Here is a 25,489-nt window from a genome sequence, read left to right on the forward strand (position 1 = left end):
GGAAGAAAATGAATTTGATTACGACAAATAAGCTCTGTCAACTCGTTCTGACCGTTCTGTTACTTTTCATATTACCCGGAATATCAATGGCGTCCGGAGGAGAGGGACATCCTGATTTAGGGAGTTCACTTCCGGTATGGAGTGTGATTCCATTCGTGGGTATTCTTCTTTCAATAGCGCTTTTCCCGCTGTTTGCGCCTCATTTTTGGCATCAAAACTTTCCAAAGTTAGCAGCTATGTGGGCAGCGTTATTTGCGATTCCGTTTTTGTATATATATGGGAGTAATGCGGTAGAAGAGATTTTGCATATTTATCTTATCGACTATATACCGTTTATTATTCTGCTCTGGGGATTGTTCGTTGCTTCCGGCGGGATATTGGTAAAGGGAACTCTTCAGGGTTCACCCAAAGTCAATACGGTGATATTGATTATAGGAACGATATTAGCGTCTATGATTGGAACAACGGGCGCATCAATGTTACTTATCAGACCGTTGTTAAGAGCAAACAAATGGCGTAAAAATAGAGTGCATATAGTTATTTTCTTCATCTTCCTTGTAAGCAATGTTGGAGGCTCGCTTACGCCGTTGGGAGACCCGCCTCTCTTTTTAGGATTTCTTCATTCTGTTCCCTTTTTCTGGACAATGAATTTACTTCCTCATATGTTGTTCGTTTCTGTTCTGTTATTAATTCTGTTCTATTTGTTCGACTCGTATTACTATAAAAAAGAGGAAAAACCTGAAGAGGTTCAGAGCGCGCCTGAACCACTGAGAATGGAGGGATTAACAAACTTTATTTTCTTAGGAGGTATTATAATTGCGGTGCTTCAGAGCGGTCTCTGGCATGGCGCTTCGTTTGAATTGGGCGGTGTTCATTTAGAAGTGCAAAACATTCTTAGGGATGTAGCTATTGTAATTATGGGGTTGTTATCTCTGAAATTTACTTCAGCTGAAATACGTAAAGATAATGAATTCAGCTGGTTTCCGATAAAGGAAGTAGCATATCTTTTCGCAGGGATATTTATGACTATTATTCCCGCCCTGTTGATATTGAAGGCCGGTGAAAAAGGCAGCTTCGGATGGCTGATAGCAGCTGTGAAAACACCCTCCGATTTCTTTTGGGTTACGGGTATTCTTTCCAGCTTTCTTGATAACGCCCCAACTTATCTGACCTTTTTCAATACAGCGCTTGGCAATTTCTACGCCGGCATTCCCGAGAGCGCCGCGGTGGCTAAATTGATAGCCGAGAAGGAAATATTTCTGAAGGCAATATCCACCGGAGCGGTATTTATGGGAGCAAACACATATATAGGAAACGCGCCGAATTTTATGGTCAGATCGATAGCGGAAGAATCAGGGATTCCGATGCCGAGTTTTTTCGGATATATGTTTAAATATTCTATAGTGATTCTTATGCCGATATTTATTTTAGTGGATTTGATATTTTTTTAGGAGGAAACAATGAGTGATAATCAATATGAATTAGTAATTGAAGGTCATGAAGAATTCGTTAAAGGGCTTTTGCGGGGAATTGCGGCTGGAGCTAATTCTTCGTCACGAGTTTTGTTCAATAACGAACATAACATCAACCGAACGACTATCGCAGAGAGAATAAAAGAGTTTTTCGACGCATCTTCGACTCACACACATGTAGTTATGGACGAATCGCTGGTAGATATAATCGAGGATGTTTTTGAAAAAGATGGAAAACATTTAGAAGTATCGATAGTCTCAAAACTTAAATTGGTTGCCGCATCGTTTAAGTTTGAGTACAGCGCATACGCAGAAAATTATGGTAAAATGTTGAAGGGCATATTTGAAGATCTTCACGAATCCATTTCGATGTCGGCAGAATATGATCCGAAAGAGACAATACATCCCGAGGCAAAGGGCGCTGAAGGATATGCGCCTGAACATAACTATGCGATTCATGCCGAGGGCAGTGTCAGCGGAAAATTCAACGAAATAATGAAACTTTATGATCTATGTGAAGAAAAGCCGCTCATACAAACAAAAAATATAGAATTGGAGTTGGAGAAATAACCGATTGGACTTCCAGCTAAGCATATCTGATTTCAACGTTATAATGCCTGAAATAGTGTTGTCTATCGGCGGAATGCTGATGCTGTTTCTTGAGTTATTTATGAAAGAACGAAAATCTTTTCACCAATGGACGGCATTCAGTGTTTTTATTTTAGCATTTATGATGGTTCTGACATATGGCGGTGATGGAAACAGCGGATTCGGTGGGATGGTTCGAGCTGATTTATTTAGCCAATTTATCGCGTTCATTGTCCTAATCGGTGGAACGTTGACAGTTTTAGCCGGTAAGGAATATTTTATGGAGCGGGATTGGCATCGTGGAGAGTATTATTCGCTACTGCTTTTTGCTTCAGCCGGAATGTTATTTATGGCGCGTGGAACCGACTTAATTATAATATTTCTCGGCTTGGAACTGCTTTCAATCTCACTTTATGTGCTTGTGGGCTATTTCCGGGACAGACTTATTTCCAACGAGGCCGGACTCAAATATCTCCTGCTTGGAGCATTCTCATCAGGATTTTTATTATACGGGATTGCATTTATATACGGCGCTTTCGGAACTACAAATCTAATGGAGATCAAAGCGGCAGGCGTTCCAACCGGGGTGACTTTCCTATATATCGGTATAAGTTTGCTGTTTGTCGGATTGGCGTTTAAGGTAGCGCTCGTTCCGTTTCATATGTGGTCACCTGATGTCTATGAAGGCGCGCCTACGCCCGTCACAGGATTTATGGCTACCACAACAAAAGCAGCGGCGTTTGCAGCGATGCTTAGAATATTATTATATAGTTTTCCGCAAATCCATATTGACCTGATACCGTTACTCTGGCTTTTATCGGCACTGACAATGACAGTAGGAAATGTTCTGGCGATGCAGCAGAGGAGTGTGAAGCGGATGCTTGCGTATTCATCTATCGCTCATGCCGGATATCTGATGGTGGCGATTACGACCGGTTCCAACGTGGGAGCTGCCGGGATGTTATTTTATCTTTTGGGCTATCTCTTTATGAATATAGGAGCGTTTACGGTTGTGCAGCTGTTAGAAGGAAAAGACGAGTCACAATTGGATTTGGAAAGCTATGCGGGTTTAGCAAAAAAACGTCCCGCACTATCTATAGCGATGACAGTTTTTATGTTTGCGTTAGCTGGTTTCCCACTTACCGCAGGATTCACGGGGAAATTCTATATTTTCAGCACCGCCGTGAATGAAGGTTTTATCTGGCTGATAGTCATAGCTGTTCTGAATAGTCTAATCTCCGTATATTACTATCTGAGGGTGATAGTCAATATGTATATGAAACCGGGTGAGACCGACGGGGAACGATTACCCACAAGCTATTCAGCAGGGTTGGGGTTGGTTATATGCGTTTATGCTGTAATCCATATCGGAATTTTTCCAAGCTCATTCATAAGAATGGCGGAAAATGCCGTCTCCTCACTTTTTAAGTAAATTATGAAAGCTCCGAAGCGGGATAAACGTACCGGAATTCTCGCCTGTTATACAGGCGACGGTAAAGGAAAATCCACAGCGGCGTTCGGTACGATACTTCGTGCTGTTGGTTATAACTGGAAGGTATGTGTCATTCAATTCATTAAGGGTTCGTGGAAATACGGCGAAATGGAGGGATTTAAACAGCTGGAACCTGAAGTGGATTTTTTCCGAAAAGGTCTCGGATTCTATAAAATAATGGACGATAAACTTCCTGAAGAGGACCATAAAAAAGCAGCGGCGGAAGCGCTCAGCTTCTCTCTCGAGAAGATAACGTCAGGTGTTTACGATATGATTATACTCGATGAATTCAATGTTGCTCTGCAAACTGAATTGATAAATGAGGATGATGCCCTGGAACTTTTGAGACAGCGACCGAAATGGCTACACCTGATTATCACGGGACGCGGAGCCACTGAATCAATTATAAAAGAGTGCGATTTGGTTACCGAAATGAAAGAGATAAAGCATCCTTATCAATCGGGAATTAAAGCGCAGAAAGGTTTCGACTTCTAAGCGAAAAATCTTTTTTCACAAATCAACTTGTCCAAGTCACGCTTGCTCCGACAGTCCGATTATGGTTATATTGCATTATTATGACTTATCATGAACATCAGAAACAAAGTGGTCCAAAATCGCTGAATTGTGCTGTAGTTACGATTTCTGATACCCGAACAGAAGATAACGACGAGGGGGGCAGTTATATTGTCGAATCGTTAATTTCAGCGGGTCATCAGATTAAAAAGAAACTGATACTGAAGGATGAATCCGAAGAAATTAAGAATCTGCTGGCAGAATTAATCGGTTCAGGCGAGTTCAATCTGATTATCACCACAGGCGGTACGGGAATAGCGTCCCGGGATAACACCATTCAGACCCTGAAGCCGTTATTGGAGAAAACAATGGAAGGCTTCGGCGAGCTTTTCAGAAGTTTGAGTTATGATGAGATAGGCGCACGGGCAATGCTAAGCGGGGCTACTGCGGGAGTTGCAGGAAGCACTCTGCTGTTCTGTTTGCCGGGATCGCTGAATGCCGTAAAGCTCGGTATGGAGAAATTGATATTGCCCGACCTTGGACATCTTGTTTGGGAAGCGACACGCTGATGAGGGCATTTGGAAAATTAACACCCTTTGATGAAGCTCTCAAAAAGTCATTAGAAGTCTCAATTCCTATTGAAAGAACGGAAAAAGTAAAACTCGAAGATGCCTTAGGAAGAGTCCATGCAGAAGAACTGATATCAGCTTTGAATGTTCCGGATTACACACGCGCAGCGATGGACGGCTATGCGTTGATGTCTGATGATACGTCTTCAGCTTCCGTGGATGTAACTGTCTCGCTAAAGATGATCGGAGAAATATTTGCCGGTGATTCCGGGAAGAATGTTCTCAACAGAGGCGAGTGCTTTAAAATTGCTACCGGTGGAATGCTGCCGGAAAGAGCGGATGCCGTTATTCCATTTGAGGACATTGTGGAGCGACCGGATTCAATTGTTCTTGAGACTCCGGTGCCGGAAGGTTCCTGTCTCGGACTTTTAGGAGAGGATATCAAGGTTGGGGATGTCATTTTGAGAAGTGGAACTCTCCTGCACTCCGCTCATATCGGAGCTGCCGCTTCCGTCGGAATTCCGGAATTAAAATGTTATGTTAAACCGGTTGTGGCGATTGCTGTAAGCGGAGATGAGATTGTTGAAGTAGGAGGAGAACTCGGGGTCGGTCAGGTTTATGATACGAATTCATACACGCTTGCAGCGGTAATATCGAAAGCGGGAGGCATATCTGTAAAACTTCCTATCGTCCGTGACAGCGTGGAAAATATCGAAAAAGCCATACAGTCTTCTGATGCCGATATAATAACGTTTACAGGCGGGTCAAGCGTCGGCGAAAGAGATTTGATAGTGGACGCTATTAAGAATCTCGGAGAAGTTATCTATCACGGAATAACGGCAAAACCCGGGAAGCCCGGTCTCCTGGGCAAGGTGGGTGACAGTTTAGTAGTAGGAATGCCCGGTTATCCGACTTCATGTCTCACGATAGCGAACGTGTTGCTCGCTCCAATGATCAGAAAAATTTCTCGTAATAGTTCTGCTGATTATAATTCCGAAATTGAAGTGGAATTAGGCGAAACAATAACCGCGAAATCAGAATCGCATCAGATCGTGACGGTGAAGATTGAAAACGGTAAAGCTCGTCCGGTCTTCAAAGGCTCTTCCGTAATAACCAGTATGTCCAATGCGGACGGTTACGTGGAACTGCCGCACGGTGTCTCTGAATTGAATGCAGGGGAGATGGTGCGGGTAACGCTATTATGAGTTCGGCGTTTAGCGATAATATAAAAGTCGCTAACGATCTTCGCTCTTTTATTGATGGAGACGTTTTATCCAGCAATATTTCGCGCCAACTTTACAGCACAGCCGCTTGTATCTACGAACTTACTCCTTTGGTTATAGTTGTGCCTCGGCACGCGGATGATGTCCAAAAGACGGTGAAGTACTCGTCGGAAACCGGAGTCCCAATTACCGCAAGAGGAGCAGGATCCGGATTAGCGGGAGCCGCATTGGGAACGGGAATTATTCTTGATTTCACAAAATATATGAACAAAATAATCAGCATAGATGGCGATATAGCTACAGTACAACCCGGATTGATATATGGCAAATTGAACAAATCCCTTCGCTCAAAAGGTCTGCATTTTGCGCCTGATCCGTCCAGCGGAAATTTCTGCTCAATTGGCGGGATGCTCGGCACCAATGCAGCGGGACCGCATACGCTGAAATACGGCTCCACGAAAGATTGGATCGAATCTCTCACATTTGTGACCGCGAACGGAGAACCGATGACGTCATCTATTATGAACTTTGAAGATATTAATGGTCGGTCAACATCGAAAATTCCGAAAGCTGTTTTTGATCTGATAAATGAAAATAGAGAATTGATCAGCGCTTCGGCTCCCAATGTGAATAAAAATTCTTCCGGTTACAATGTCTATGATGTTATCAATAATGATAAATTCGATCTTAGCAAACTGATAGTCGGTTCCGAGGGAACGCTTGGCGTGATAACCGAAGCAAAACTCAAACTCACCCGAATGACAAATTCAAAAGGGTTTTTACTGGTTTCTTGCTCAAGACTTGAAGATGCGGGGGAGTGCGTAAATAAATTAATGGAACTTGAGCCTACCGCTCTTGATATGATCGACAATAAGCTGGTGGATCTGTCTTTGGAGGCGGATCCGCACCTACGGGAAGTCGTACCAGCTGAAGCTAAATATATATTATTCGCTGAATTTTTCGGAGATTCCGATGAAGAAGTAAAAGAGCAGCTTGACGAGGCGGATAATGCTATTCACGGAACCGCGAAACCCGCATTTTCGGTGAAGCGTTCCACTAATCCCGAAGAGATGGAACGGTTGTGGTCGGTACGAAAAGCGGCAGTAGGGATACTGAGTAAAATCAAGGGAAGCCGAAAACCTGTCGCCTTTGCGGAAGACGGCACTGTCCACTACTCGCTGGTGGGAGAATATCTGAAGAAAGTCACCGGCATTTTTGAATCTATGGGATTGAATGGGACAGCGTATGGTCATGCCGGCAACGGGAATTTACACATTCGTCCGATGCTTGATTTGAAAAACGAGGACGACCTCAAGAAAATGAACACCATCGCCCAGCGTGTTCACGAAGTTGTGAAAGAAATGAACGGGACAATGACGGGTGAGCACGCAGACGGACTTGCCCGCACGCCATATATGAAAGATTTTTACCCGGAATTATACCCTGTATTCGAGAAGATAAAAAAATTGTTCGACCCGAATAACCTGATGAATCCGGGTAAGATAGTTTCGGAATCTCCTCAACACGTATCTGATAACCTGCGTTATGGAATAAATTATTCAGTAAATAAGACGGATACGTTTATTGATAAGGATAAATGGAGTTCGACCGCCGAGCTTTGCCATGGATGCGGCACATGTACACAATATTGTCCTGTGGCATTCACAACAAATGATGAGACATCCACTGCCCGGGCAAAGGCTAATTTACTGAGAGGCGTTCTTTCGGGTAAATTAGATTCGGAATTGCTTTTGGACTTAGAGTTTAAATCGGTAATTGACGAATGCGTTAATTGTAAGCTGTGTCTGGTAGAATGTCCGACAGAAGTGAATATACCGGGTCTTGCCCAGGAAGCGCGGGCGTATTTTGTTTCCAAAAATAAGCAGGGAATAAGAGAAATAATTCTTGGCGCAACGAAACAAGTATCTGAAATCGGTTCTTTACTCAGTCCGTTCTCCAATCTGTTTTTAAGGATTGGATTATTTAGAAGACTCCTATCAAAAGTTATCGGCATTCACCCGAAGAGAAAGATGCAAAAATTTGTGAAAGGTTCTCTTCAGAACAAAACGTTCCCATACCAGATGGAAGCATACAGTGAGGAAGTAGTGTATTTTGGCGGGTGCCATGCGCACTATTCAGACCCAAGAGGTGAACTGAAGTCAACCATGAGGCTCCTTGAAAAGCTCGGAGTGAAGGCTACCTTACCCGAGTGGCGTTGCTGTGGAGCGGCTAATTTATCGCTTGGACAGAAAGAAGCAGCGAAAGCGGATGCGGAGCAAAATGTAGAGTTACTCCTCCCTTATGTCCGTAAAGGATTGAAAATCCTGACGTCATCCGGCTCTTGCGGATATGCGCTGAAATATGAACTCCCGGAGCTTCTTGGAACTGATGAGGCTTCGGAGGTCGCGGCTGCGGTGACTGATTTATTTGATTATTTAGGCGAGCTCGACAATAAAAACGCTTTTAAAGGTGAGTGGAAACCCGTAGAGATGAAGGTTGTGTATCATCAGCCGTGTCAACATCGAGCGCAGAAAACAGAATATGATATTACGGAGCTACTTCGCAAAATCCCAGGAATCAAGTTATCTCCTATAGAGAAAGTCTGCTGTGGGATGGCGGGAACATTCGGATATAAACAGGAAAACTTTGATCTGTCGATGTTGATGGGTGAACCTCTGTTCGAACAAATCAGGGAATCGTCTCCTGATTATGTTCTTACCGGCACGGGAACCTGTCAGGTTCAGATAACTCAAGGAACGAATATTCCCACGATTCATCCCGTTACAATCCTTAATAGGTCTTATTTTCCGCCCTTTTCTGCTTGACATTACTTTAGCATATTGATATATTTGAGGTTCGGAAAAGCAGAAGTAAGGTAGTTGCAAAAGACAGATAAATAAGAAATAAAGTCGCTAAACATCAGAATAAAATTGGCGATAATAGATATTGAAAGTTCGCTATAACAAGCGAGAAATGAGGAATAGTAAATGAAAAGTAACGGTTTCCCCTTTCCGGGAATTCCCACTACCACTGATGGAGCCGGAGCAGTTGTATGGGTTGATTCACAAATAACACAGGGTGGCTGTGCATATCCTATCACTTCTTCCACGACAATGGGCTCGGGATATCAAGCAGCCATTGCTGCGGGTAAAACAAATCTATGGGGTGAGAAATTATTTTTTATTGAATCTGAATCGGAGCATTCGTCCGCTTCAGCATGTGAGGGCGTAGCTGTCAGCGGTGGAAGAGTAACGAATTTTACCTCAGGACAGGGTCTGGTTTTGATGAAAGAAGTACTTTTTACGATTTCCGGGAAGAGGCTTCCAATTGTATTTCATATTGGTTCGCGCGCACTTACTTCGCAATCACTTAATGTTCATGCAGGTCATGATGATGTGTTTGCGGTTGCTGACACAGGCTGGGGAATTCTATTCGGCAGAAATGCTCAGGAGGCAGGTGATTTAGCGCTTATATCGCGTCGTGTGGCTGAAGACACTGAAACTCCATTTATGAATGTTCAGGATGGGTTTCTTACAACACATACTATTGAAAATGCGTTGCTCATTGAACCCGAGATGATGAAAGAATATATCGGTAACCCGTCAGAAAAACTTCGGAACCTTATGAATCCTTATGAACCGATTATGAGCGGCGTAGTACAGAATCAGGATGCCTATATGAAAGGGAAAATAGCGCAAAGGCTGTTTTATGATAAAATCCCCGGAGCCCTTAAAAATGCTATGGACGAATTTTATCGGCTGACAGGCAGAAAATATGGTTTGATTGACGGATATGAAATTGAAGATGCTGATTACGTTATCATTTCCTTAGGTTCGGTTTCTGAAACCGCAAAGACCACAATCGAGTGGATGAAGAAAAACCGCGATGAAAAGGTTGGCGTGTTAAACATTACGTCGTTCAGACCTTTTCCCGGAGCAGAGATAGTTGAAGCGCTTAAACATGTAAAATCAATAGCAGTGCTTGAGCGGCTTGATATTCCGTTGGGTCAATCAAACCCGCTTACAGCAGAAGTAAAAGCAGCGTTCGCGGATGCCATACAAGGGGCTGAAGGTTATCCGAAGATAACTACAATGCCGCGAATCGTCTCAGGAAGCTACGGACTTGGAAGCAGAGATACCCGTCCCGGCGATATAATTGCCGTTTTTAACGCACTGAAAAATGGAACCGCCAAAGATTATTTTACCTTAGGAATCAAGCATCCGCTAAATATTGACAGAGGGGAAGACCCTGATGTAAGAGCCCCCGGGTCATTTTCTATGAGAGGACATTCGGTAGGCGGATACGGATCGGTGACCACCAACAAAATAATTGCGACTATTGTGGCGGACCTTTTTGATATGAAAGTTCAGGCTTATCCGAAATACGGTTCGGAGAAAAAAGGACTTCCAACTACATATTACCTCACAATATCGGATGAACCGATATTGACTCATTCCGAGCTTAACTATGTTGAATTTGTGCCGATGAACGACACGAATTCATTTAATCTTGCTAATCCGTTAATGGGGATTCAAGAAAATGGGATGATTTTTGTTCAGACCAATAAGAACTCGCCTGAAGCTCTCTGGGATACGATTCCGGATTGGGCAAAGGATACTATCAGAAAGAGAAATATCAGAGTACTTGGGCTTGATACTGTTAGTATAGCGCGAGACGTAGCATCCAAGCCCGAATTACAGCAAAGAATGCAGGGTATCGTGTTACTCGGCATTTTCCTGAAAGTCACTCCATTCGTCGAGCGGAATAATCTTACGGATGAGAAACTTATGGAAGGTGTAAAGCGTTCACTCACGAAATATTTCGGAAGTAAAGGTGAGCAGGTTGTGAATGATAACTTAAAGGCTGTGGAGCGGGGTTATAAAGAAGTTTTTGAAGTTCCCCAAGAATTCATTCAGAAGAAAGATGCAAAAGAGACAGATAAATCTCTAGCTGAAGCTTGAGAAAGGACATATAATGTCATTTGATAGTGATGTAATAGAAAAGAAAATAGATAAATCGGTTCTTGATATAGCAACATTCAACGATATTATCGTTGGAGCATACAATGACGGAACTGCTGAAGACGGACTTGAGGCGGACGAAGGAGTAGCCAGAAGCCTGATTCCGGCAGGGACGGGCAGCTTGAGAGATTTCAGTTATATCGCACCTGAGATTCCTATACTGCTTCCTGATGCGTGCGTAGGATGTATGGATTGTGTGACGGAATGTCCTGATACGGCAATTCTCGGTAAGGTAATCAGACCGAAAGAGCTGGAAGCGGCAACCGAAGGCGTGGAAAATAACAATATTAAGAAATGGGTACGAGATCAATTTACCGAGACAAATAAATATTACAATGTATATGAGAAAAAAGGGCAAGATCCCGGTGTCTTCGGAATTTTTATCGATCCTACGAAATGCAAAGGGTGTGCGGAATGTGTTGAAGTTTGCGGTGACCACGGCGCGCTGAAAATGATTTTCAAGAACGATGAGAATATGGTTGAATATTCAGAAGGTTTTAAGGTCTATCAGGATTTGCCTGCTACCAAACCTGAATTTATTAATGAAAAAATCCTCCCGGATATGATGCTTGCCGACGAAAGTCTGCTGTTTGTTGGTGGAGCGGGATCATGTATGGGTTGCGGAGAAGCAACTGTTCTCCGGATGATGCTGGCTGCCACCGGATTTGTGTATGGCAAGGAATCTGTCGGCTTAGTGGCATCGACAGGATGTAACACGGTTTATGGTTCCACATATCCATACAATCCGTTTTTAGTACCCTGGACAAATTCCCTGTTTGAAAATGGAGCCGCAGACGCTATGGGCGTTCGCGCTATGTGGGACCAAAGAGGCTGGACAGACAAGAAATTGTGGGTGATCGGTGGCGACGGCGCCATGCTTGATATAGGATTTCAGGCATTAAGCAGAATGATGGCTTCCGGTATGGATATCAACGTGCTTATACTTGATACACAGGTTTATTCGAATACGGGAGGACAGGCTTCTACCGGTACCTATCTCAGTCAGGAAGCGAAAATGTCTGCTCACGGAAAAGCTATTCCCGGCAAGACGGAAAGACGAAAAGAGATAGGAAATATTGCGATGATGCATCCGAATGTTTACGTAGCCCAAACCACAGCTGCGCACACTAATCATTTTTATAAAGCGATAATGGCTGCTAACGAGTATCCGGGACCGGCTATAGTTAATACATTTACGACCTGCCAACCTGAACATGGAGTGGCGGACGATATGGCTAGTCATCAGGCGAAGCTGGCAGTTAACAGCCGCGCATTTCCTCTGTTCGTGCACGATCCGCGCAAGGAAGGCAAGTTAAGCGACAGATTGAGTCTTGCAAGTAATCCCGCTATTAAGGATGATTGGTATAAGAATCCCAAAACAGGCGAGGTGATAGACTTTGTTCACTTTGCCCGTACTGAAGGAAGATTCGCGAAACAATTTGATAAGGACGGGAAACCCTCCGATGCGGTCATGGCAGCTAATGAAGACAGGTTACAAAATTGGAGATTACTGCAGGAACTTGCCGGAGTTATTTAATAATTTCGACAGTGATGACGGTCAATCCGGAAGGGGTACTCAGGATTGACAGATAACCCATTTAGGGATCTTGAAGCCGTTAAAGCGGTAATAGAGAAAGGCAATCGTTTTCTTCTTACGACTCATGTTAATCCTGACGGTGATGGCATAGGCTCGGAAATCGCATTATACCATTACCTCAAATCATTGGGCAAAGAGCCGCATATCATTAATTGCTCACCGCTCCCGAATAATTTTCATTACCTTGTCTCCGATAATGAAATAGAACGTTTTGACGAGGATAAATCTACCGAAATATTCAAGGAATTTGATGTAGCGTTCGTACTGGATATAGGTAATTATGCTCGTTTGAAAGAGGTTGGTCAACTCATCACCTATAATAACATTCCTACAGTTTGCATAGATCATCATCCAAAGGAAGATGACAAATTCGACCATTACTTTATCGATACATCAGCCTCTGCTACCGGCGAACTGATTTTCGAATTATTGGAAGGATTAGGCGCTGAAATTACTCTGCCGATAGCAAAGGCGATATACAGCGCTATTATGTCTGATACCGGTTCGTTTCGTTTTAATAATACGAATGAGAAGTCACACAAAATTGCTGCTGAAATGATTGGAATCGGCGTAGATCCTGAAACTATCTGGGCGTCTGTTTACGGCGAAATCCCTCCTGAGCGTGTAAGCATACAAGCTGAAGCGATGAATAAAATTCGATACGATTTGGACGGAAAATTTGCATGGTGCGTGGTCAACAGGCAGATGCTTGGAAGGGCAAAAGCTAAACCTAAGGAAATGGAAGGATTCACGGATTACCTTAGAAATATCAAAGGGGTAAAAGCAAGCGTTGTATTAATAGAAATATCGGATGATATTACTAAACTGAGTTTTCGTTCTAAGGGTGATTTTGATTCTAATGAGTTTGCTCGCAGAATGGGAGGCGGCGGGCACAAATACGCGTCGGGAGCCCGAGTGGAAAAGGGTTATAAAGAAATAATACCCGAGATGCTGAAAGAAGCCGAGGATATAATGTCTTCAACTAATAATAACTCTTAAATTAAGGGGAGATCGATGTCAGTAAGACCTGATCATTGGATTGAAATGATGGCAAAGGAACATGGTATGATAGAACCGATTGAGAATTCACAAGTTAGCGACGGTGTGATATCATATGGAATTTCGTCATACGGATACGATTTGAGAGTATCAGACGAATTTAAAATTTTCACAAACGTTAATAACGCAATGGTAGATCCGAAAAATTTTGATGAAAATTCATTTGTGGATTTTAAAGGTGACGTTTGCATCATCCCGCCGAATAGCTTCGCTCTCGGTCGCTCGGTGGAGTACTTCAGAATTCCCCGGGATGTCATTACCGTATGTCTTGGAAAATCTACTTATGCCAGGTGCGGCATTATAACGAATGTCACCCCTTTCGAGCCTGAATGGGAAGGATACGTAACTTTGGAGATTTCTAATACAACTCCATTACCGGCTAAAATATATGCCAATGAGGGAATTGCTCAGGTATTGTTTTTTCAATCTGACGATGCCCCTACGATTTCTTATGCCGATAAAAAAGGCAAATATCAGGGTCAAAAGGGTATTACTCCCGCTAAACTATAGAAAGCCTCATAATGATAGACAATTTCGGTAGAGAAGTAAATTACCTGCGCATTTCGGTTACAGACAGATGTAACCTAAGGTGCGTGTACTGCATGCCTGATGAAGGTATAGCATGGCTAAAGCGATCCGAGCTTATGTCATATGAAGAAATTATCCGAATTGTTCGGATAATGGCGGGAATGGGTCTCAAAAAAGTACGGATAACAGGTGGTGAGCCTTTAGTTCGTAGCGACCTCCCGGATCTGATCACCGAACTGTCCTTAATTAAAGAATTAAAAGATATATCACTTTCGACAAACGGGGTATTGCTCGACAAGTATGCTGATTCGCTGAAGAAAGCAGGTATAAATCGCGTTAACATCAGTCTTGACACATTAAAGGAAAATAGATTCAAAGATATATCGCTTCGACATTCTCTAAAAGATGTGCTTAACGGGTTTGATGCGGCTGAAAGAGTGGGTTTTAAACCCATTAAAATAAATATGGTGGTCATGCGAGGAGTAAATGACGACGAGTTACAAGATTTTGCCGCGCTGACGCTTGAAAAGGATTATGAAGTTAGGTTTATCGAGATGATGCCGTTAAAAGAGAATCTCAACCGACAGAAAATTTCGTTTTACTCGACGGAAGAGATTAAAAAAAATATTTCTAAAATCGGAAAACTTTATCCTCTCTCGCGTGATCTGACGGGTGGGCCTGCCAGATATTTTAGATTTAAGGGTTCAAAAGGCAAAATCGGATTTATCTCCCCACTTAGTCATACTTTTTGCGGCGATTGCAACAGAATTAGGCTTACAGCCACAGGTGGATTGAAATTATGCCTGTTCAATGAACCTGAATTAAATTTCAAAGATGCTCTCCGCGGCGGCGCAACTGATGCTGATATAAGGGGAATGATTCGAAACGCGATGACTATCAAACCATTAGAGCACAATCTTGAAGTCGGAAAAGCGGGATTCGAATCTTACACCGCTATGTCCCAAATAGGCGGTTAATAGAAGAAACAGCAGATTTTTAATAGTTTTCCAATCTCGGCGTATTCGGTCAAAAATAGTTGAGAATTCCTCTATTTCTGTTTATATTCATAATGGATTATATTGTTCAGTGATAAAATAATAAAAATCAGTGTATTAGACTGAATTTATTCAGAAAGGACAAGGGGTAGATTGAAAGTTACGCTTGCAAGAGGTTCCGGTTTTTGCTTCGGAGTGAGAGATGCCGTTCAAATGGCGCATGAAAGCGCCGCAGATTTTGGCAAAGTATATATGCTTGGCGATATTGTTCATAACGAGCATGTCGTAAATCATTTAGACGAATCGGGAGTTGTGGTTGTTGATAAACTGACCGATGTCAAAAATGCTCCTGTACTCTTTCGGGCGCATGGAACTTCCACAGAAGTATGGGATAAAGCCAAAAAGATGGATTTAAATATCATTGATGCCACTTGTCCTCTTGTGACACAAATTCATGAAGAGGTAAAGGAGCTCGAGAAAGAGGGCAGACAGATATTTATAATAGGCGATCACGGACATGATGAAGTCATAGGAATTTCATCACAGGTTGAAAACGCCACCATATTAAGCAAACCTGAAGAGGCAGAGTCTCTGAGGAAAATGAAAAAGATAGGTGTAGTTTCCCAATCAACTCAAACTATTGAAAATGTGCAGGAAATAATTAATATACTTATAACGAAAGCGACTGATTTTAGATTCATAAATACTATCTGTTTCCCGACAACGCGGAATCAGGAAGCAATTAAAGAGCTGGCAGCCCAAAACGATATTATGATAATTATCGGATCTTACACAAGCGCTAACACAAAACGACTTACGTCTATATCAAAAAAAATAAACAGTGATACTTATCAGGTTCAGACTGCGGATGAAATGCTTTCAGAATGGTTTGAGGGAAAAGATACGGTAGGTGTTTCTGCCGGAGCTTCCACACCCGATCAGCTCATTCAGAAAGTAATATCAAAACTGAACGAAATTTCCGTGAATATGAAAACAGAACCGGAACCGGTTTGAAATCTTAAGGATTTAAGCAAATGGAAAAAGGTACATATGAAGTAAAGGTAGGACTCGCAGAGATGCTAAAGGGCGGCGTCATTATGGACGTCACCAACGCCGAACAGGCGAAAATAGCAGAAGATGCGGGAGCGACTGCGGTGATGGCTCTCGAACGTATTCCCGCCGATATTCGAGAGGACGGCGGAATCGCAAGAATGTCAAACCCGAAAATGATTAAAGAGATACAGGAAATGGTTAGTATTCCGGTAATGGCGAAGTGCAGAATTGGTCATTTTGCGGAAGCGCAAATTCTTGAAGCATTGAATGTGGATTTCATTGATGAGTCGGAAGTGTTGACACCGGCTGACGAGAATAATCATATTGATAAAGTAAAATTCAAAATACCGTTTGTTTGCGGTTGCAGGAATTTGGGTGAAGCTCTAAGGCGAATCGGCGAAGGCGCTGCTATGATCCGCACCAAAGGCGAAGCCGGCTCCGGAAATATCGTTGAAGCGGTAAGGCATATGCGTTCGGTGATGGGTGAAATAAGGGTGTTGACTGTTATGTCCGAAGAAGAGTTAATGGCCGAATCGAAAAGACTTGGCGCTCCTTACGAACTGGTAAAACAAACCGCCAAATTGGGTAAATTGCCAGTACCGAATTTTGCTGCAGGTGGAATAGCAACTCCGGCAGATTCTTCGCTGATGATACAATTAGGCGCCGAGGCAGTGTTTGTGGGATCCGGAATATTCAAATCGGAAGATCCACCGGCAAGAGCAAAGGCTATTGTTGAAGCAACTACGCATTGGGATGACCCTGAAGTTCTTGCTAAAGTTTCGGAAGGTCTTCTCGACGCAATGAAAGGATTGGATATTTCGGAAATTCCCGAAGGACAATTACTTCAGGAGCGTGGATGGTAGATTTGAAGTCGGTAGGAGTGCTTGCGCTTCAGGGAGATTTTGAGAAACATTTAGCTGCTCTCAAATCTCTTGGGGTTGCAACGAAGCTAATTAGAACATCATCAGACTTTTCTGATGTGGATGGCTTGATTATTCCCGGTGGAGAATCCACAACGATGACAAATTTATTAAGGAGAAGTAAATTAGAGAAATCATTACGGGATTTTGTTATGAAAAATCCGGTAATGGGAACCTGCGCGGGTCTGATACTTCTATCAAACCAGAGCGAATATGCGAATGTTATAGGACTTGGCGTAATTGACGTTGATATTGACAGGAACGGTTACGGCAGTCAGCGGGATTCGTTTAGCGCGGACATATCTCTGAATTTTGATGATGAAAATCCGTTTCATGCAGTATTCATTCGGGCGCCAAAAATAATGAATATTGGATCAAGCGTAACGGCGCTGGCTGAACTGAACGGTGAAGTCGTAATGGCACGGAATTCGAACGTGTTAGTTACATCATTCCATCCCGAGCTCTCGGAAAACCGAAACATTCATAATTATTTTGTAAAACAATTTGTCCAAAGGGAAGAGGTCGCCGCTTAAATGACTGATAAATTACTTTCAACAATTAAACTGCCGAAAGGCATAAAGAAATTATCAATTGACGAGCTCAAAAGATTATGTGATGAGATCAGAGACAGGATAATCAAGGTAGTGACGAAGAGCGGCGGGCATTTTGGAGGCCCGTTGGGAGCGGTAGAACTCACGGTGGCTCTTCACCACGTTTATGACAGTCCCTCTGACAAGATGATCTGGGATGTGGGGCACCAGGCTTATGCCCATAAGATACTAACCGGCAGAAATGAAAAATTTGGAACCATCAGGCAATATAACGGTCTGTCGGGCTTTCTGAAAAGATCTGAGAGTGAACATGATGCGTTCGGAGCAGGTCATGCCTCCACCTCAATTTCCGCTGCATTAGGATTTGCAAAGGGTCGGGAGCTATCCGGTAAAGACAATAAGGTTATCGCAATAATCGGGGATGGCGGGATGACCGGCGGTTTGGCGTTCGAAGCCCTGAACAATGCGGGTCAACTGAAGACCGATTTGCTGATTGTGTTGAACGACAATGAAATGTCGATTTCAAAAAATATCGGCGCTGTCTCTCAGCTGTTTACTCGAATGCTTACAAATCCATTGTACAATCGCGTTCGAGATGAGATATGGAAATTGACCGGAAAGCTTCCTATGGGGAAAAAACAGATACGATTCTTAGCCAGAAGACTTGACGAAGCAGTCAAGGTTCTTTTAGTACCGGGCATTTTCTTTGAAGAATTGGGAATAAGGTATTTTGGTCCGATTAGCGGTCATGATATTTCCGAACTGGTTGATACTTTTAAGAAACTGAGAAATATTAAAGGCCCGGTTCTTCTTCATATTAATACCCGTAAAGGTAAAGGTTATTTGCCTGCGGAAGCGGATCCGGTTCAATGGCATGGAATCAAAGGGAGCGGAAAAAGTGTGAAACCTCCGGCTCCGGATTATCTGAAAGTCCTGGGCGATGTTGCAATTGAGCTTGCTGAAAAAGATGATAAAGTTTGTTTGATTACGGCAGCTATGAAAGAAGGAACAGGATTAGTTGAATTCGCAGAGAAATTCCCTGACAGGTTTTTTGACGTTGGAATTGCCGAGGGACACGCTGTTACATTCAGCTCCGGGCTTGCCGCGGAAGGGTTAAAACCGATTGCCGCTATCTACTCGACATTTTTACAGAGGGCTTTCGACCATATAATTCACGATACCTCAATTCAAAATCTTCCTGTAATTTTTGCTTTAGACAGAGCAGGATTGGTGGGAACTGATGGTCCCACTCACCATGGAACATTTGATCTAACGTATCTCTCTTCAATTCCGAATATGATTGTTTCCGCGCCGAAAGACGGAACAGAACTCAGAAATCTTCTCTACACTGCCATGAAAAAATCCAAGGGTCCATTCGCGGTGCGTTATCCAAAAGATTGCTCTTTATCATACGAGCCGAAACTTCCCCCGAAAATATTGGAAATCGGCTCATGGGAAATTCTTGAAGAAGGAGAGGACGTGGCTTTTCTCGCTGTGGGCGCAATGGTGGATAATGCTATGAAGGCAAGGGAATTGCTCATACAAAATGGGATATTCAGTGGTGTAGTGAATTGTCGATTTGTAAAGCCGTTCGACGTAAAGATGATGAAACGGCTGTCGAGAAAATATTCAACGCTGATAACTATTGAAGAAAACACAATCATGGGCGGGTTTGGAGCAAATTTACGGAATTGGTGTTCGGCTAACAATATCAATACCGAAAATCTGTTTACTTTGGGAATACCTGATAATTTTATAACACACGGTTCGAGAAAGCAGCTTCTCGATGATGTTAATCTTTCGCCGGAAAAGATTGCCGAATTTGTATCAAATAAATTAAATAATCCTTTAGAGAAATCGAAAACGAAAGCATTGGCTAAATAACTTGAGGCGCTGAGAATATAAGTATGAAAATAAGAAGATATATTATTTTCGGAGTGTTGTTATCGGCAACCTCATTGTTCGCTCAGCAACCGGAATTGCGTGATATTCGGTATAGCAGCTATGAAGAATATACGCGTATAGTTTTTGAATTTTCCGGAGAGGTTCAGCCTCTTATCAACGACTTTTCTTCCGATAAAAAGACGGTGGAACTGATATTCAGCGCAATCAAAATGTCGGCTTCAGTGAAAAATATCAGCATAAATGACGGAATAGTCGGTCGGGTAATAGCAGATCCAAAAGAGGAAGGCGTAAAGTTTATTATAGAAATTGCCATCGCAAGTTCGATTCTTCGCAAAAGCTATTATGATGAACCCGATAGGGTTGTTATTGATATATATAAATCGGATGAACGTCAGTTGAGTGGCGCGGAAAAGCTTCTTAACGAAGCTAAAGAATATTTTGACAGGAAAGAATATGATGAGGCTGTTGCTAAAATCAGACAATCTCTCAGACTTCGCCCCGGATACACGGACGCATATTATTATGCGGGTATAATTCGGAAGGAAAGAAAACAATACGATATGGCGAAGTTTAATTTTAGCAGAGCGCTTGCGGAAGAAGGGAAATGGGGGGAATCTCATCTTCATCTTTCAGAAATATTGCTGTTGGAAGCGGATACGACCGCTGCAATTGATGAGCTTGCTCGTTATATAGCAGTCGGCAGAGTGGAGCAGAAAGTTATTCAAGCCGAAAAGCTGTTAACAACTTTAACAGGCTTACCAAGTATTGAATCGCCCGTTGAACTACCGACTACAACTAATATTGATGATGAAGAAATTCCGGCGGAAGGGAAATTGGTTTACTATATTATCGGGGTTCTTGTAGTTATCATTTCTGCTCTTTCCTGGTATGTGTTTAAAAATCGTTCTGATTCTGAAGCTTCCTATTCAATTGAAAATAAAAAATCGGAACCAAGCCCGGCGATAAAAACCAAAGATATTGATTTACCTGTGGACAAAGAAGTTGAAAGCGGCGGTGATCGCTGGCTTAAAACGGATAAAGACACTATAGCTGAAGTAGATCGTCTTATGGACAAGTTTGGAGAGTTGGAAGAAGGAGAAAAAAAGCTGGATAGTAAAATCTCTAATGTGATGAAGAATATAAACAATAAAGAATGATGCAAAATCTATCAGACGAAGAAAGAAAAGATATTGATGAACTCGTAAGTAGTCTCAAGCCTGTCAACGTTGAAGAAGAGCAGGCAACAATTATGCCGATAGACGGGTCCAACGGGAGCACATCTTCCAATGTTGTCGAAACGGATAAGAACGAAGATAATGTTGATGATTTCGAAAAAGAGACTGAAGTTACTACAGCTGATTTATTGAAGGTCGTTTCACTCCAAAATGATCGTCTTGGACTCTTAAATAAGAAAGTTGATGTATTGACTCGCCTGGTAGAGTTGATTCTCAGGGCTAACTTAGAGGATGTGGAATAGTGGCTCGATCTGAAATATGGGCAATTGGCGGCGGAAAAGGTGGAGTCGGCAAAACAATGCTTGCGGCAAATATTGCTGTCGGATTGGCTAAATTCGGCAAAAGCGTCATAGTAGTTGATACTGATCTCGGGGGAGCGAATCTACATTCCTATCTCGGCATTGGAGCTCCTGAAATGACAATCTACGATTTCTTTTTAAGGAGGGTATCAACGCTTGACGAACTTTTGATAGATACCGCTGTTAAAGGATTAAAAATTCTGCCGGGAAGTAATGAAATTGTCGGAATGGCCAACCCGAGGTATTTCACAAAACTTAAATTCATGCGACATATTCAGCAGCTTGATGCGGATTACATCCTCTTAGATGTGGGAGCAGGAACCGCATATAACACACTTGACCTTTTCGGAATGGCGAATATGGGCATAATTGTCACTATTCCGGAAAAACCGGCAATCGAATCTGCTTATGGATTTATTAAGGCGTCAATTTACAGAAAGCTGTTAACCACATTTCAGAAGCGGGTTAAATTGCACGATCTTATCGACCAAGCGCGGAATCCCAGAAACGAAGCGGGAATCCGAACGGTTCACGACCTGATTAGGGTAGCAAAAGAAACAGATCCTGAGTTTGAGAGAGAAATTAAATCAGCGCTAAAATCTATTGACTTGAGAATAATAATTAACTTTGTTCAAAACAAACATGAATCCTTGATAGGCAAAAAAATGGTGGATTTAACTAAAAAATATCTGTCCATTGACGCTGAATATGTCGGCTCAGTCCCGTTCAGCAACAAGGTAAGGGAGTCGCTGGCAAATCAAACGACGCTTATGATGGAAGATGGTGAGGATGAAGCCTCAGCAGCTCTGGTATATGCGACCCGTCTGCTGATAGCGAGCAACTCAGGTTCAGAAAACGTCAGCGAGGCACCTAAAGAAAATAATGTTGCTATGACTTCTGTTGAGTCAGAAGAAGATTAAGATTTCAATTTATTGTAATAAACTTCACATCTATTCCTGTGAGAGAATCTTATGCTACTTTTGAATCATGAACACCCGGAATTGATATTACGGTTTTATAAATCTGAAAGGCAAAATGATGAGCGAAGATAAAAAGAAACTTTTCGAAGAGGCGAAGAAACGGTGGGAAGAAGCCTATTCAAATGCCAATCTACGCGATGCTGATTTTGAGACGATGTCGGGAATTCCACTTGATCCTCTTTATATTCCGGACGGAAATATTCCCGATGATTATATGGAAAAAATCGGATTCCCCGGTGAATATCCGTACACGCGGGGAGTTCACCCGTCTATGTATCGGAGTCGGATTTGGACAATGCGGATGTTTGCAGGCTTTGGTTCGGCAAAAGACACTAACGAACGTTTTAAATTTTTACTTGAAAAAGGTATAACCGGTCTCTCCATAGCTTTCGATATGCCTACTTTGATGGGATACGATCCCGATGCTGGAATATCTAAAGGTGAAGTGGGTCGTTGCGGCGTATCCATCGCTTCACTTGCAGATATGGAAGTGTTATTTGACGGGATTCCACTTGACGAAGTAAGCGTTTCAATGACCATTAACGGCCCTGCTATTGTACTATTGGCTTATTATATGATAGTAGCGGAAAAACAGGGAGTTCCTTTTGAAAAGCTCCAGGGTACTCTTCAGAATGATATTCTAAAAGAATATATAGCGCAAAAAGAATATATCTTTCCGCCCCGTCCATCGGTACGGATAATTACAGATATGATGAAGTATTGTACTGAGAAAATGCCGAAATATAATACGATAAGTATCAGCGGCTACCATATTCGCGAAGCCGGTTCGACGGCGGCTCAGGAATTGGCGTTTACGATCGCCAACGGATTCGCTTATGCTGACGCCGCTATAGAGAACGGTATGGATATAGATGATTTTGCGCCGCGATTGAGCTTCTTTTTCAATTCTCACAGCGATTTTTTTGAGGAAATAGCCAAGTACAGAGCAGCCCGCAGAATATGGGCGAGGCATATGAAAGAACGGTATGGCGCTAAAAAGGAGCGATCATTGCTTATGAGATTTCATACGCAGACAGCGGGTGTCAGCCTGACCGCACAGCAGCCGGAACTGAATATAGCTCGAGTAGCATTGCAAGCGCTTGCAGGTGTGCTTGGCGGCACACAGAGCCTGCACACGAATTCGATGGACGAAACTCTTGCGCTTCCATCAGCAAAAGCCGCCGCAATCGCTCTGCGGACTCAACAAGTAATCGCATATGAATCAGGAGTGGCTAATACAATTGATCCTCTTGCGGGTTCGTATTTCGTGGAAGCTCTCACGGACAGATTAGAGAAAGAAGCAGAAGGATATTTTGAACGTATAGATCAGTTGGGTGGCGTTATACCCGCCATCGAAGAGGGCTTTTTTCAAAAGGAGATAGCCCGTTCAGCTTACGAGTTCCAGAAAAAACTGGAAACAAAAGACAGGATTATGGTTGGAGTAAACGATTTCGTAAATGAAGACGATGAAGTGAATATCCCGTTATTAGAAATAATGCGCAACACGGAAGATGATCAGAATACATCCGTAAATGAACTTAGGAATAAAAGAGATAATGGCAAAGTTACCGAGGCGCTGAATAATTTACGAGCCGCATCGGATAGCGAAGATGATAACATAATGCCATTTGTCCTTGAAGCCACACGATCTTACGCTACCTTGGGGGAAATAATAGAATCAATGAAAGAATCACTGGGTGTCTATAGAGAACCTGCGATTTTTTAATCGATATATGCTGTCTGAACTATCAATCTGAAAGAAAATTCAATGGGAAAATACATAAAAAAAGAAATTCTCGAAATTTATGGAAAAAATGAACCGCTTACTATCGGTGTAGAAGAAGAATATCAGTTATGCGATCCCGACAGCGGCGATCTTGTCTCAAGAGTAGATGATCTAATGGAAGCTGCGGACTCTAAATTAAGGGGGCAATTTTCATATGAGTTACTGCTTTCCGTTTTGGAACTGAGAACAGGTATAAACCGCACAGTAGATGAGACAGTGGAAGCTATAGCAGAGATGAGGAGAAAAACTGCTGAACTTGCATCACGGTTCGGAATAGTTCTCGGCTTGAGCGGAGCTCATCCCTATGCGAAATGGCAGGAACAAAAGTTTGTGGCAACGGAGGATTACCAATGGGTAATGAATCAACTTCAGTACCTGGCGAAAAGGAATATTACTTTTGGTCTTCATATCCATATTGGGCTTGACGACCCGAACAAAGCCGTCCGCGTAAGCAACGGTTTGCGTAGATGGATAGCGCCTTTAATGGCGATTTCCGCAAATTCTCCATTTTTTGACGGCGTTCGAACGGGAATGATGTCATCCCGCACCGTACAGTTCGGTACGTTTCCTCGGACGGGTTTGCCGCCGCATCTTGAAGGTTTCGAAGAATACGAAACGCTGGTGAATAAGCTGATAGAAGCAGGAAGTATAACCAAGGCGCGTCAGATCTGGTGGAAAGTTCGTCCTCATCTTACTTTCGGAACGGTAGAACTCAGGATGTTTGATGTTCATGCTTCCTTAAAACGAACGGGAGCTTTTATCGCATTATCCCAGGCTCTTGTGTGTCAGTTAGTCGAAGAATTCGAAAAAGGCAAACTCGAAAGACCTGTAAATGATCTCTACCTGTTAGACGGATATTGGAAGGCTCGAAGGTTCGGGCTTGACTGCGACATCATTTGCCCGTATGACGGCGCTATCAGATCAATGAGGGACGAAGTAAGGAAAATGATAGATACCGCAATGCCCTATGCGAAAAAACTTGGTACGTCTCACTGGCTTGAAGAGATAAATATAATAATCGAAGAGGGAAGCGGAGCCGAAGATATGCTTAAGTTATGGAGCGAAGTCGGAGAGGATTTGGTTGAAATGCAAAAACGTCTAATTGATTCGGTGGAATACGAAGTTGAAGAAAAATCTCTGGTTGCGGAAGAGTAAATAATAGCTTGTGGGATTCGATTTCGATTGACAAGAAGCCGATTGCACGTATATATTTGAAGTAATGAAAAACAGGAATTTAAGAAGAATGAAAGGAGGGGAAAGTGCCTAAAAAATTTGTAATAGGAATATCAATTATCGTATTAGGCATAGGTTATTTTATGGTATCGGGAGTAAGTAAAGGCTCTTCATACTACGTAACAGTTCAAGAATTATCCGAGAGTGGAGATAAGCTTATAGGAGACCGTCTCCGAATGGGCGGTGTGGTCTTAGAAGGTTCTATCGTTACTGACGTGAGAAAACTTGATGTTAATTTCAAAATCCACCAGGATGAGCACGTGATAGATGTATTTTATAGCGGGATAACGCCCGATATGTTTCGTGACGGTTCTGATGTTATTCTTGAAGGCAACTTTACCGAGGATGGCTTATTTGTCGCTGATGTGCTGATGGCGAAATGTCCGTCAAAATATGAATCTTCCGAATATCAAACTGAGGAAGCTACTCCAAGCGAAGCATCCTGATAGATTCGTAATCTAAAACCTATC

At 42.7% G+C, this 25,489-nt stretch carries 22 protein-coding genes; all 22 read left to right on the plus strand.

From position 1 onward, the window contains the following. Positions 1-8 precede the first annotated feature (8 nt). The 22 genes from IIB39_01975 to IIB39_02080 all read left to right on the plus strand — a co-directional run bounded on the left by IIB39_01975 (position 9) and on the right by IIB39_02080 (position 25,465). Positions 9-1,451: a sodium:proton antiporter gene (locus IIB39_01975; protein ID MCH8927465.1), complete on the plus strand. Its 1,443-nt coding sequence runs from the start codon at positions 9-11 to the stop codon at positions 1,449-1,451. Positions 1,452-1,460: 9 nt separating this feature from the next. Further along, positions 1,461-2,042 (plus strand): hypothetical protein, encoded by a 582-nt coding sequence (locus IIB39_01980; protein MCH8927466.1) that lies wholly within the window; start codon positions 1,461-1,463, stop codon positions 2,040-2,042. 43 nt (positions 2,043-2,085) lie between these two features. Beyond that, complete coding sequence (locus IIB39_01985) at positions 2,086-3,492, plus strand: NADH-quinone oxidoreductase subunit N (protein MCH8927467.1); 1,407 nt, start codon at positions 2,086-2,088, stop codon at positions 3,490-3,492. A 3-nt stretch (positions 3,493-3,495) separates the two neighbouring features. Continuing rightward, positions 3,496-4,047, plus strand: coding sequence for a cob(I)yrinic acid a,c-diamide adenosyltransferase (cobO, locus tag IIB39_01990; protein ID MCH8927468.1), 552 nt, complete (start codon positions 3,496-3,498; stop codon positions 4,045-4,047). 80 nt (positions 4,048-4,127) lie between these two features. Beyond that, the gene (locus tag IIB39_01995) at positions 4,128-4,634 is read left to right on the plus strand and encodes a molybdenum cofactor biosynthesis protein MoaB (protein ID MCH8927469.1); all 507 of its coding nucleotides are present in this window, start codon (positions 4,128-4,130) and stop codon (positions 4,632-4,634) included. Next, complete coding sequence (locus IIB39_02000; protein ID MCH8927470.1) at positions 4,634-5,839, plus strand: molybdopterin molybdotransferase MoeA; 1,206 nt, start codon at positions 4,634-4,636, stop codon at positions 5,837-5,839. Before IIB39_01995 ends, IIB39_02000 begins: the two co-directional genes overlap by 1 nt. Then, a complete protein-coding gene (locus IIB39_02005; GenBank protein ID MCH8927471.1) occupies positions 5,836-8,682 on the plus strand; it encodes an anaerobic glycerol-3-phosphate dehydrogenase subunit C in 2,847 nt (948 codons plus the stop codon). The genes IIB39_02000 and IIB39_02005 overlap by 4 nt, the downstream gene beginning before the upstream one ends. 162 nt (positions 8,683-8,844) lie before the next feature. Beyond that, positions 8,845-10,818 carry a 2-oxoacid:acceptor oxidoreductase family protein gene (locus IIB39_02010; protein ID MCH8927472.1) on the plus strand — a complete coding sequence of 658 codons (1,974 nt, stop codon included), beginning with the start codon at positions 8,845-8,847 and terminating at the stop codon, positions 10,816-10,818. A 13-nt stretch (positions 10,819-10,831) separates the two neighbouring features. Next, complete coding sequence (locus IIB39_02015; GenBank protein MCH8927473.1) at positions 10,832-12,415, plus strand: thiamine pyrophosphate-binding protein; 1,584 nt, start codon at positions 10,832-10,834, stop codon at positions 12,413-12,415. A 45-nt stretch (positions 12,416-12,460) separates the two neighbouring features. Further along, complete coding sequence (locus tag IIB39_02020) at positions 12,461-13,474, plus strand: bifunctional oligoribonuclease/PAP phosphatase NrnA (protein ID MCH8927474.1); 1,014 nt, start codon at positions 12,461-12,463, stop codon at positions 13,472-13,474. A gap of 15 nt (positions 13,475-13,489) precedes the next feature. Further along, on the plus strand, positions 13,490-14,044 hold the full coding sequence (locus IIB39_02025) for a dCTP deaminase (protein MCH8927475.1): 555 nt from the start codon (positions 13,490-13,492) through the stop codon (positions 14,042-14,044). An 11-nt stretch (positions 14,045-14,055) separates the two neighbouring features. Continuing rightward, entirely contained in the window at positions 14,056-15,039 is a 984-nt protein-coding gene (gene moaA / locus IIB39_02030; protein MCH8927476.1) for a GTP 3',8-cyclase MoaA, read from the plus strand. A gap of 171 nt (positions 15,040-15,210) precedes the next feature. Continuing rightward, positions 15,211-16,071: a 4-hydroxy-3-methylbut-2-enyl diphosphate reductase gene (locus tag IIB39_02035; protein MCH8927477.1), complete on the plus strand. Its 861-nt coding sequence runs from the start codon at positions 15,211-15,213 to the stop codon at positions 16,069-16,071. A gap of 20 nt (positions 16,072-16,091) precedes the next feature. Then, positions 16,092-16,973, plus strand: a complete 882-nt coding sequence (pdxS, locus tag IIB39_02040) for a pyridoxal 5'-phosphate synthase lyase subunit PdxS (GenBank protein ID MCH8927478.1) — start codon at positions 16,092-16,094, stop codon at positions 16,971-16,973. Beyond that, the gene (gene pdxT / locus IIB39_02045) at positions 16,967-17,563 is read left to right on the plus strand and encodes a pyridoxal 5'-phosphate synthase glutaminase subunit PdxT (GenBank protein ID MCH8927479.1); all 597 of its coding nucleotides are present in this window, start codon (positions 16,967-16,969) and stop codon (positions 17,561-17,563) included. Before pdxS ends, pdxT begins: the two co-directional genes overlap by 7 nt. After that, positions 17,564-19,465 carry a 1-deoxy-D-xylulose-5-phosphate synthase gene (locus tag IIB39_02050; protein MCH8927480.1) on the plus strand — a complete coding sequence of 634 codons (1,902 nt, stop codon included), beginning with the start codon at positions 17,564-17,566 and terminating at the stop codon, positions 19,463-19,465. A 23-nt stretch (positions 19,466-19,488) separates the two neighbouring features. Further along, on the plus strand, positions 19,489-20,643 hold the full coding sequence (locus tag IIB39_02055) for a hypothetical protein (protein MCH8927481.1): 1,155 nt from the start codon (positions 19,489-19,491) through the stop codon (positions 20,641-20,643). After that, positions 20,640-20,963, plus strand: a complete 324-nt coding sequence (locus IIB39_02060; GenBank protein ID MCH8927482.1) for a hypothetical protein — start codon at positions 20,640-20,642, stop codon at positions 20,961-20,963. The genes IIB39_02055 and IIB39_02060 overlap by 4 nt, the downstream gene beginning before the upstream one ends. Then, on the plus strand, positions 20,963-21,940 hold the full coding sequence (locus IIB39_02065; GenBank protein ID MCH8927483.1) for a P-loop NTPase: 978 nt from the start codon (positions 20,963-20,965) through the stop codon (positions 21,938-21,940). The genes IIB39_02060 and IIB39_02065 overlap by 1 nt, the downstream gene beginning before the upstream one ends. A 118-nt stretch (positions 21,941-22,058) precedes the next feature. Beyond that, a complete protein-coding gene (locus IIB39_02070) occupies positions 22,059-23,726 on the plus strand; it encodes a methylmalonyl-CoA mutase family protein (GenBank protein ID MCH8927484.1) in 1,668 nt (555 codons plus the stop codon). 42 nt (positions 23,727-23,768) lie between these two features. Beyond that, entirely contained in the window at positions 23,769-24,941 is a 1,173-nt protein-coding gene (locus IIB39_02075; protein MCH8927485.1) for a YbdK family carboxylate-amine ligase, read from the plus strand. A 104-nt stretch (positions 24,942-25,045) separates the two neighbouring features. Beyond that, positions 25,046-25,465, plus strand: coding sequence for a cytochrome c maturation protein CcmE (locus tag IIB39_02080; GenBank protein ID MCH8927486.1), 420 nt, complete (start codon positions 25,046-25,048; stop codon positions 25,463-25,465). The last annotated feature ends 24 nt before the right edge of the window (positions 25,466-25,489 follow it).

The organism is Candidatus Neomarinimicrobiota bacterium, from assembly GCA_022573815.1.
In the GTDB taxonomy this organism is placed as follows: Bacteria; Fidelibacterota; SORT01; order SORT01; family SORT01; genus JACZTG01.

Excerpts from the sequence above, each read along its gene's own strand:
- IIB39_01975 (MCH8927465.1), top strand. The coding sequence starts at position 9 with ATGAATTTGATTACGACAAATAAGCTCTGTCAACTCGTTCTGACCGTT.
- IIB39_01980 (MCH8927466.1), top strand. The coding sequence starts at position 1,461 with ATGAGTGATAATCAATATGAATTAGTAATTGAAGGTCATGAAGAATTC.
- IIB39_01985 (MCH8927467.1), top strand. The coding sequence starts at position 2,086 with ATGCCTGAAATAGTGTTGTCTATCGGCGGAATGCTGATGCTGTTTCTT.
- cobO (MCH8927468.1), top strand. The coding sequence starts at position 3,496 with ATGAAAGCTCCGAAGCGGGATAAACGTACCGGAATTCTCGCCTGTTAT.
- IIB39_01995 (MCH8927469.1), top strand. The coding sequence starts at position 4,128 with ATGACTTATCATGAACATCAGAAACAAAGTGGTCCAAAATCGCTGAAT.
- IIB39_02000 (MCH8927470.1), top strand. The coding sequence starts at position 4,634 with ATGAGGGCATTTGGAAAATTAACACCCTTTGATGAAGCTCTCAAAAAG.
- IIB39_02005 (MCH8927471.1), top strand. The coding sequence starts at position 5,836 with ATGAGTTCGGCGTTTAGCGATAATATAAAAGTCGCTAACGATCTTCGC.
- IIB39_02010 (MCH8927472.1), top strand. The coding sequence starts at position 8,845 with ATGAAAAGTAACGGTTTCCCCTTTCCGGGAATTCCCACTACCACTGAT.
- IIB39_02015 (MCH8927473.1), top strand. The coding sequence starts at position 10,832 with ATGTCATTTGATAGTGATGTAATAGAAAAGAAAATAGATAAATCGGTT.
- IIB39_02025 (MCH8927475.1), top strand. The coding sequence starts at position 13,490 with ATGTCAGTAAGACCTGATCATTGGATTGAAATGATGGCAAAGGAACAT.
- moaA (MCH8927476.1), top strand. The coding sequence starts at position 14,056 with ATGATAGACAATTTCGGTAGAGAAGTAAATTACCTGCGCATTTCGGTT.
- pdxS (MCH8927478.1), top strand. The coding sequence starts at position 16,092 with ATGGAAAAAGGTACATATGAAGTAAAGGTAGGACTCGCAGAGATGCTA.
- pdxT (MCH8927479.1), top strand. The coding sequence starts at position 16,967 with ATGGTAGATTTGAAGTCGGTAGGAGTGCTTGCGCTTCAGGGAGATTTT.
- IIB39_02050 (MCH8927480.1), top strand. The coding sequence starts at position 17,564 with ATGACTGATAAATTACTTTCAACAATTAAACTGCCGAAAGGCATAAAG.
- IIB39_02055 (MCH8927481.1), top strand. The coding sequence starts at position 19,489 with ATGAAAATAAGAAGATATATTATTTTCGGAGTGTTGTTATCGGCAACC.
- IIB39_02060 (MCH8927482.1), top strand. The coding sequence starts at position 20,640 with ATGATGCAAAATCTATCAGACGAAGAAAGAAAAGATATTGATGAACTC.
- IIB39_02070 (MCH8927484.1), top strand. The coding sequence starts at position 22,059 with ATGAGCGAAGATAAAAAGAAACTTTTCGAAGAGGCGAAGAAACGGTGG.
- IIB39_02075 (MCH8927485.1), top strand. The coding sequence starts at position 23,769 with ATGGGAAAATACATAAAAAAAGAAATTCTCGAAATTTATGGAAAAAAT.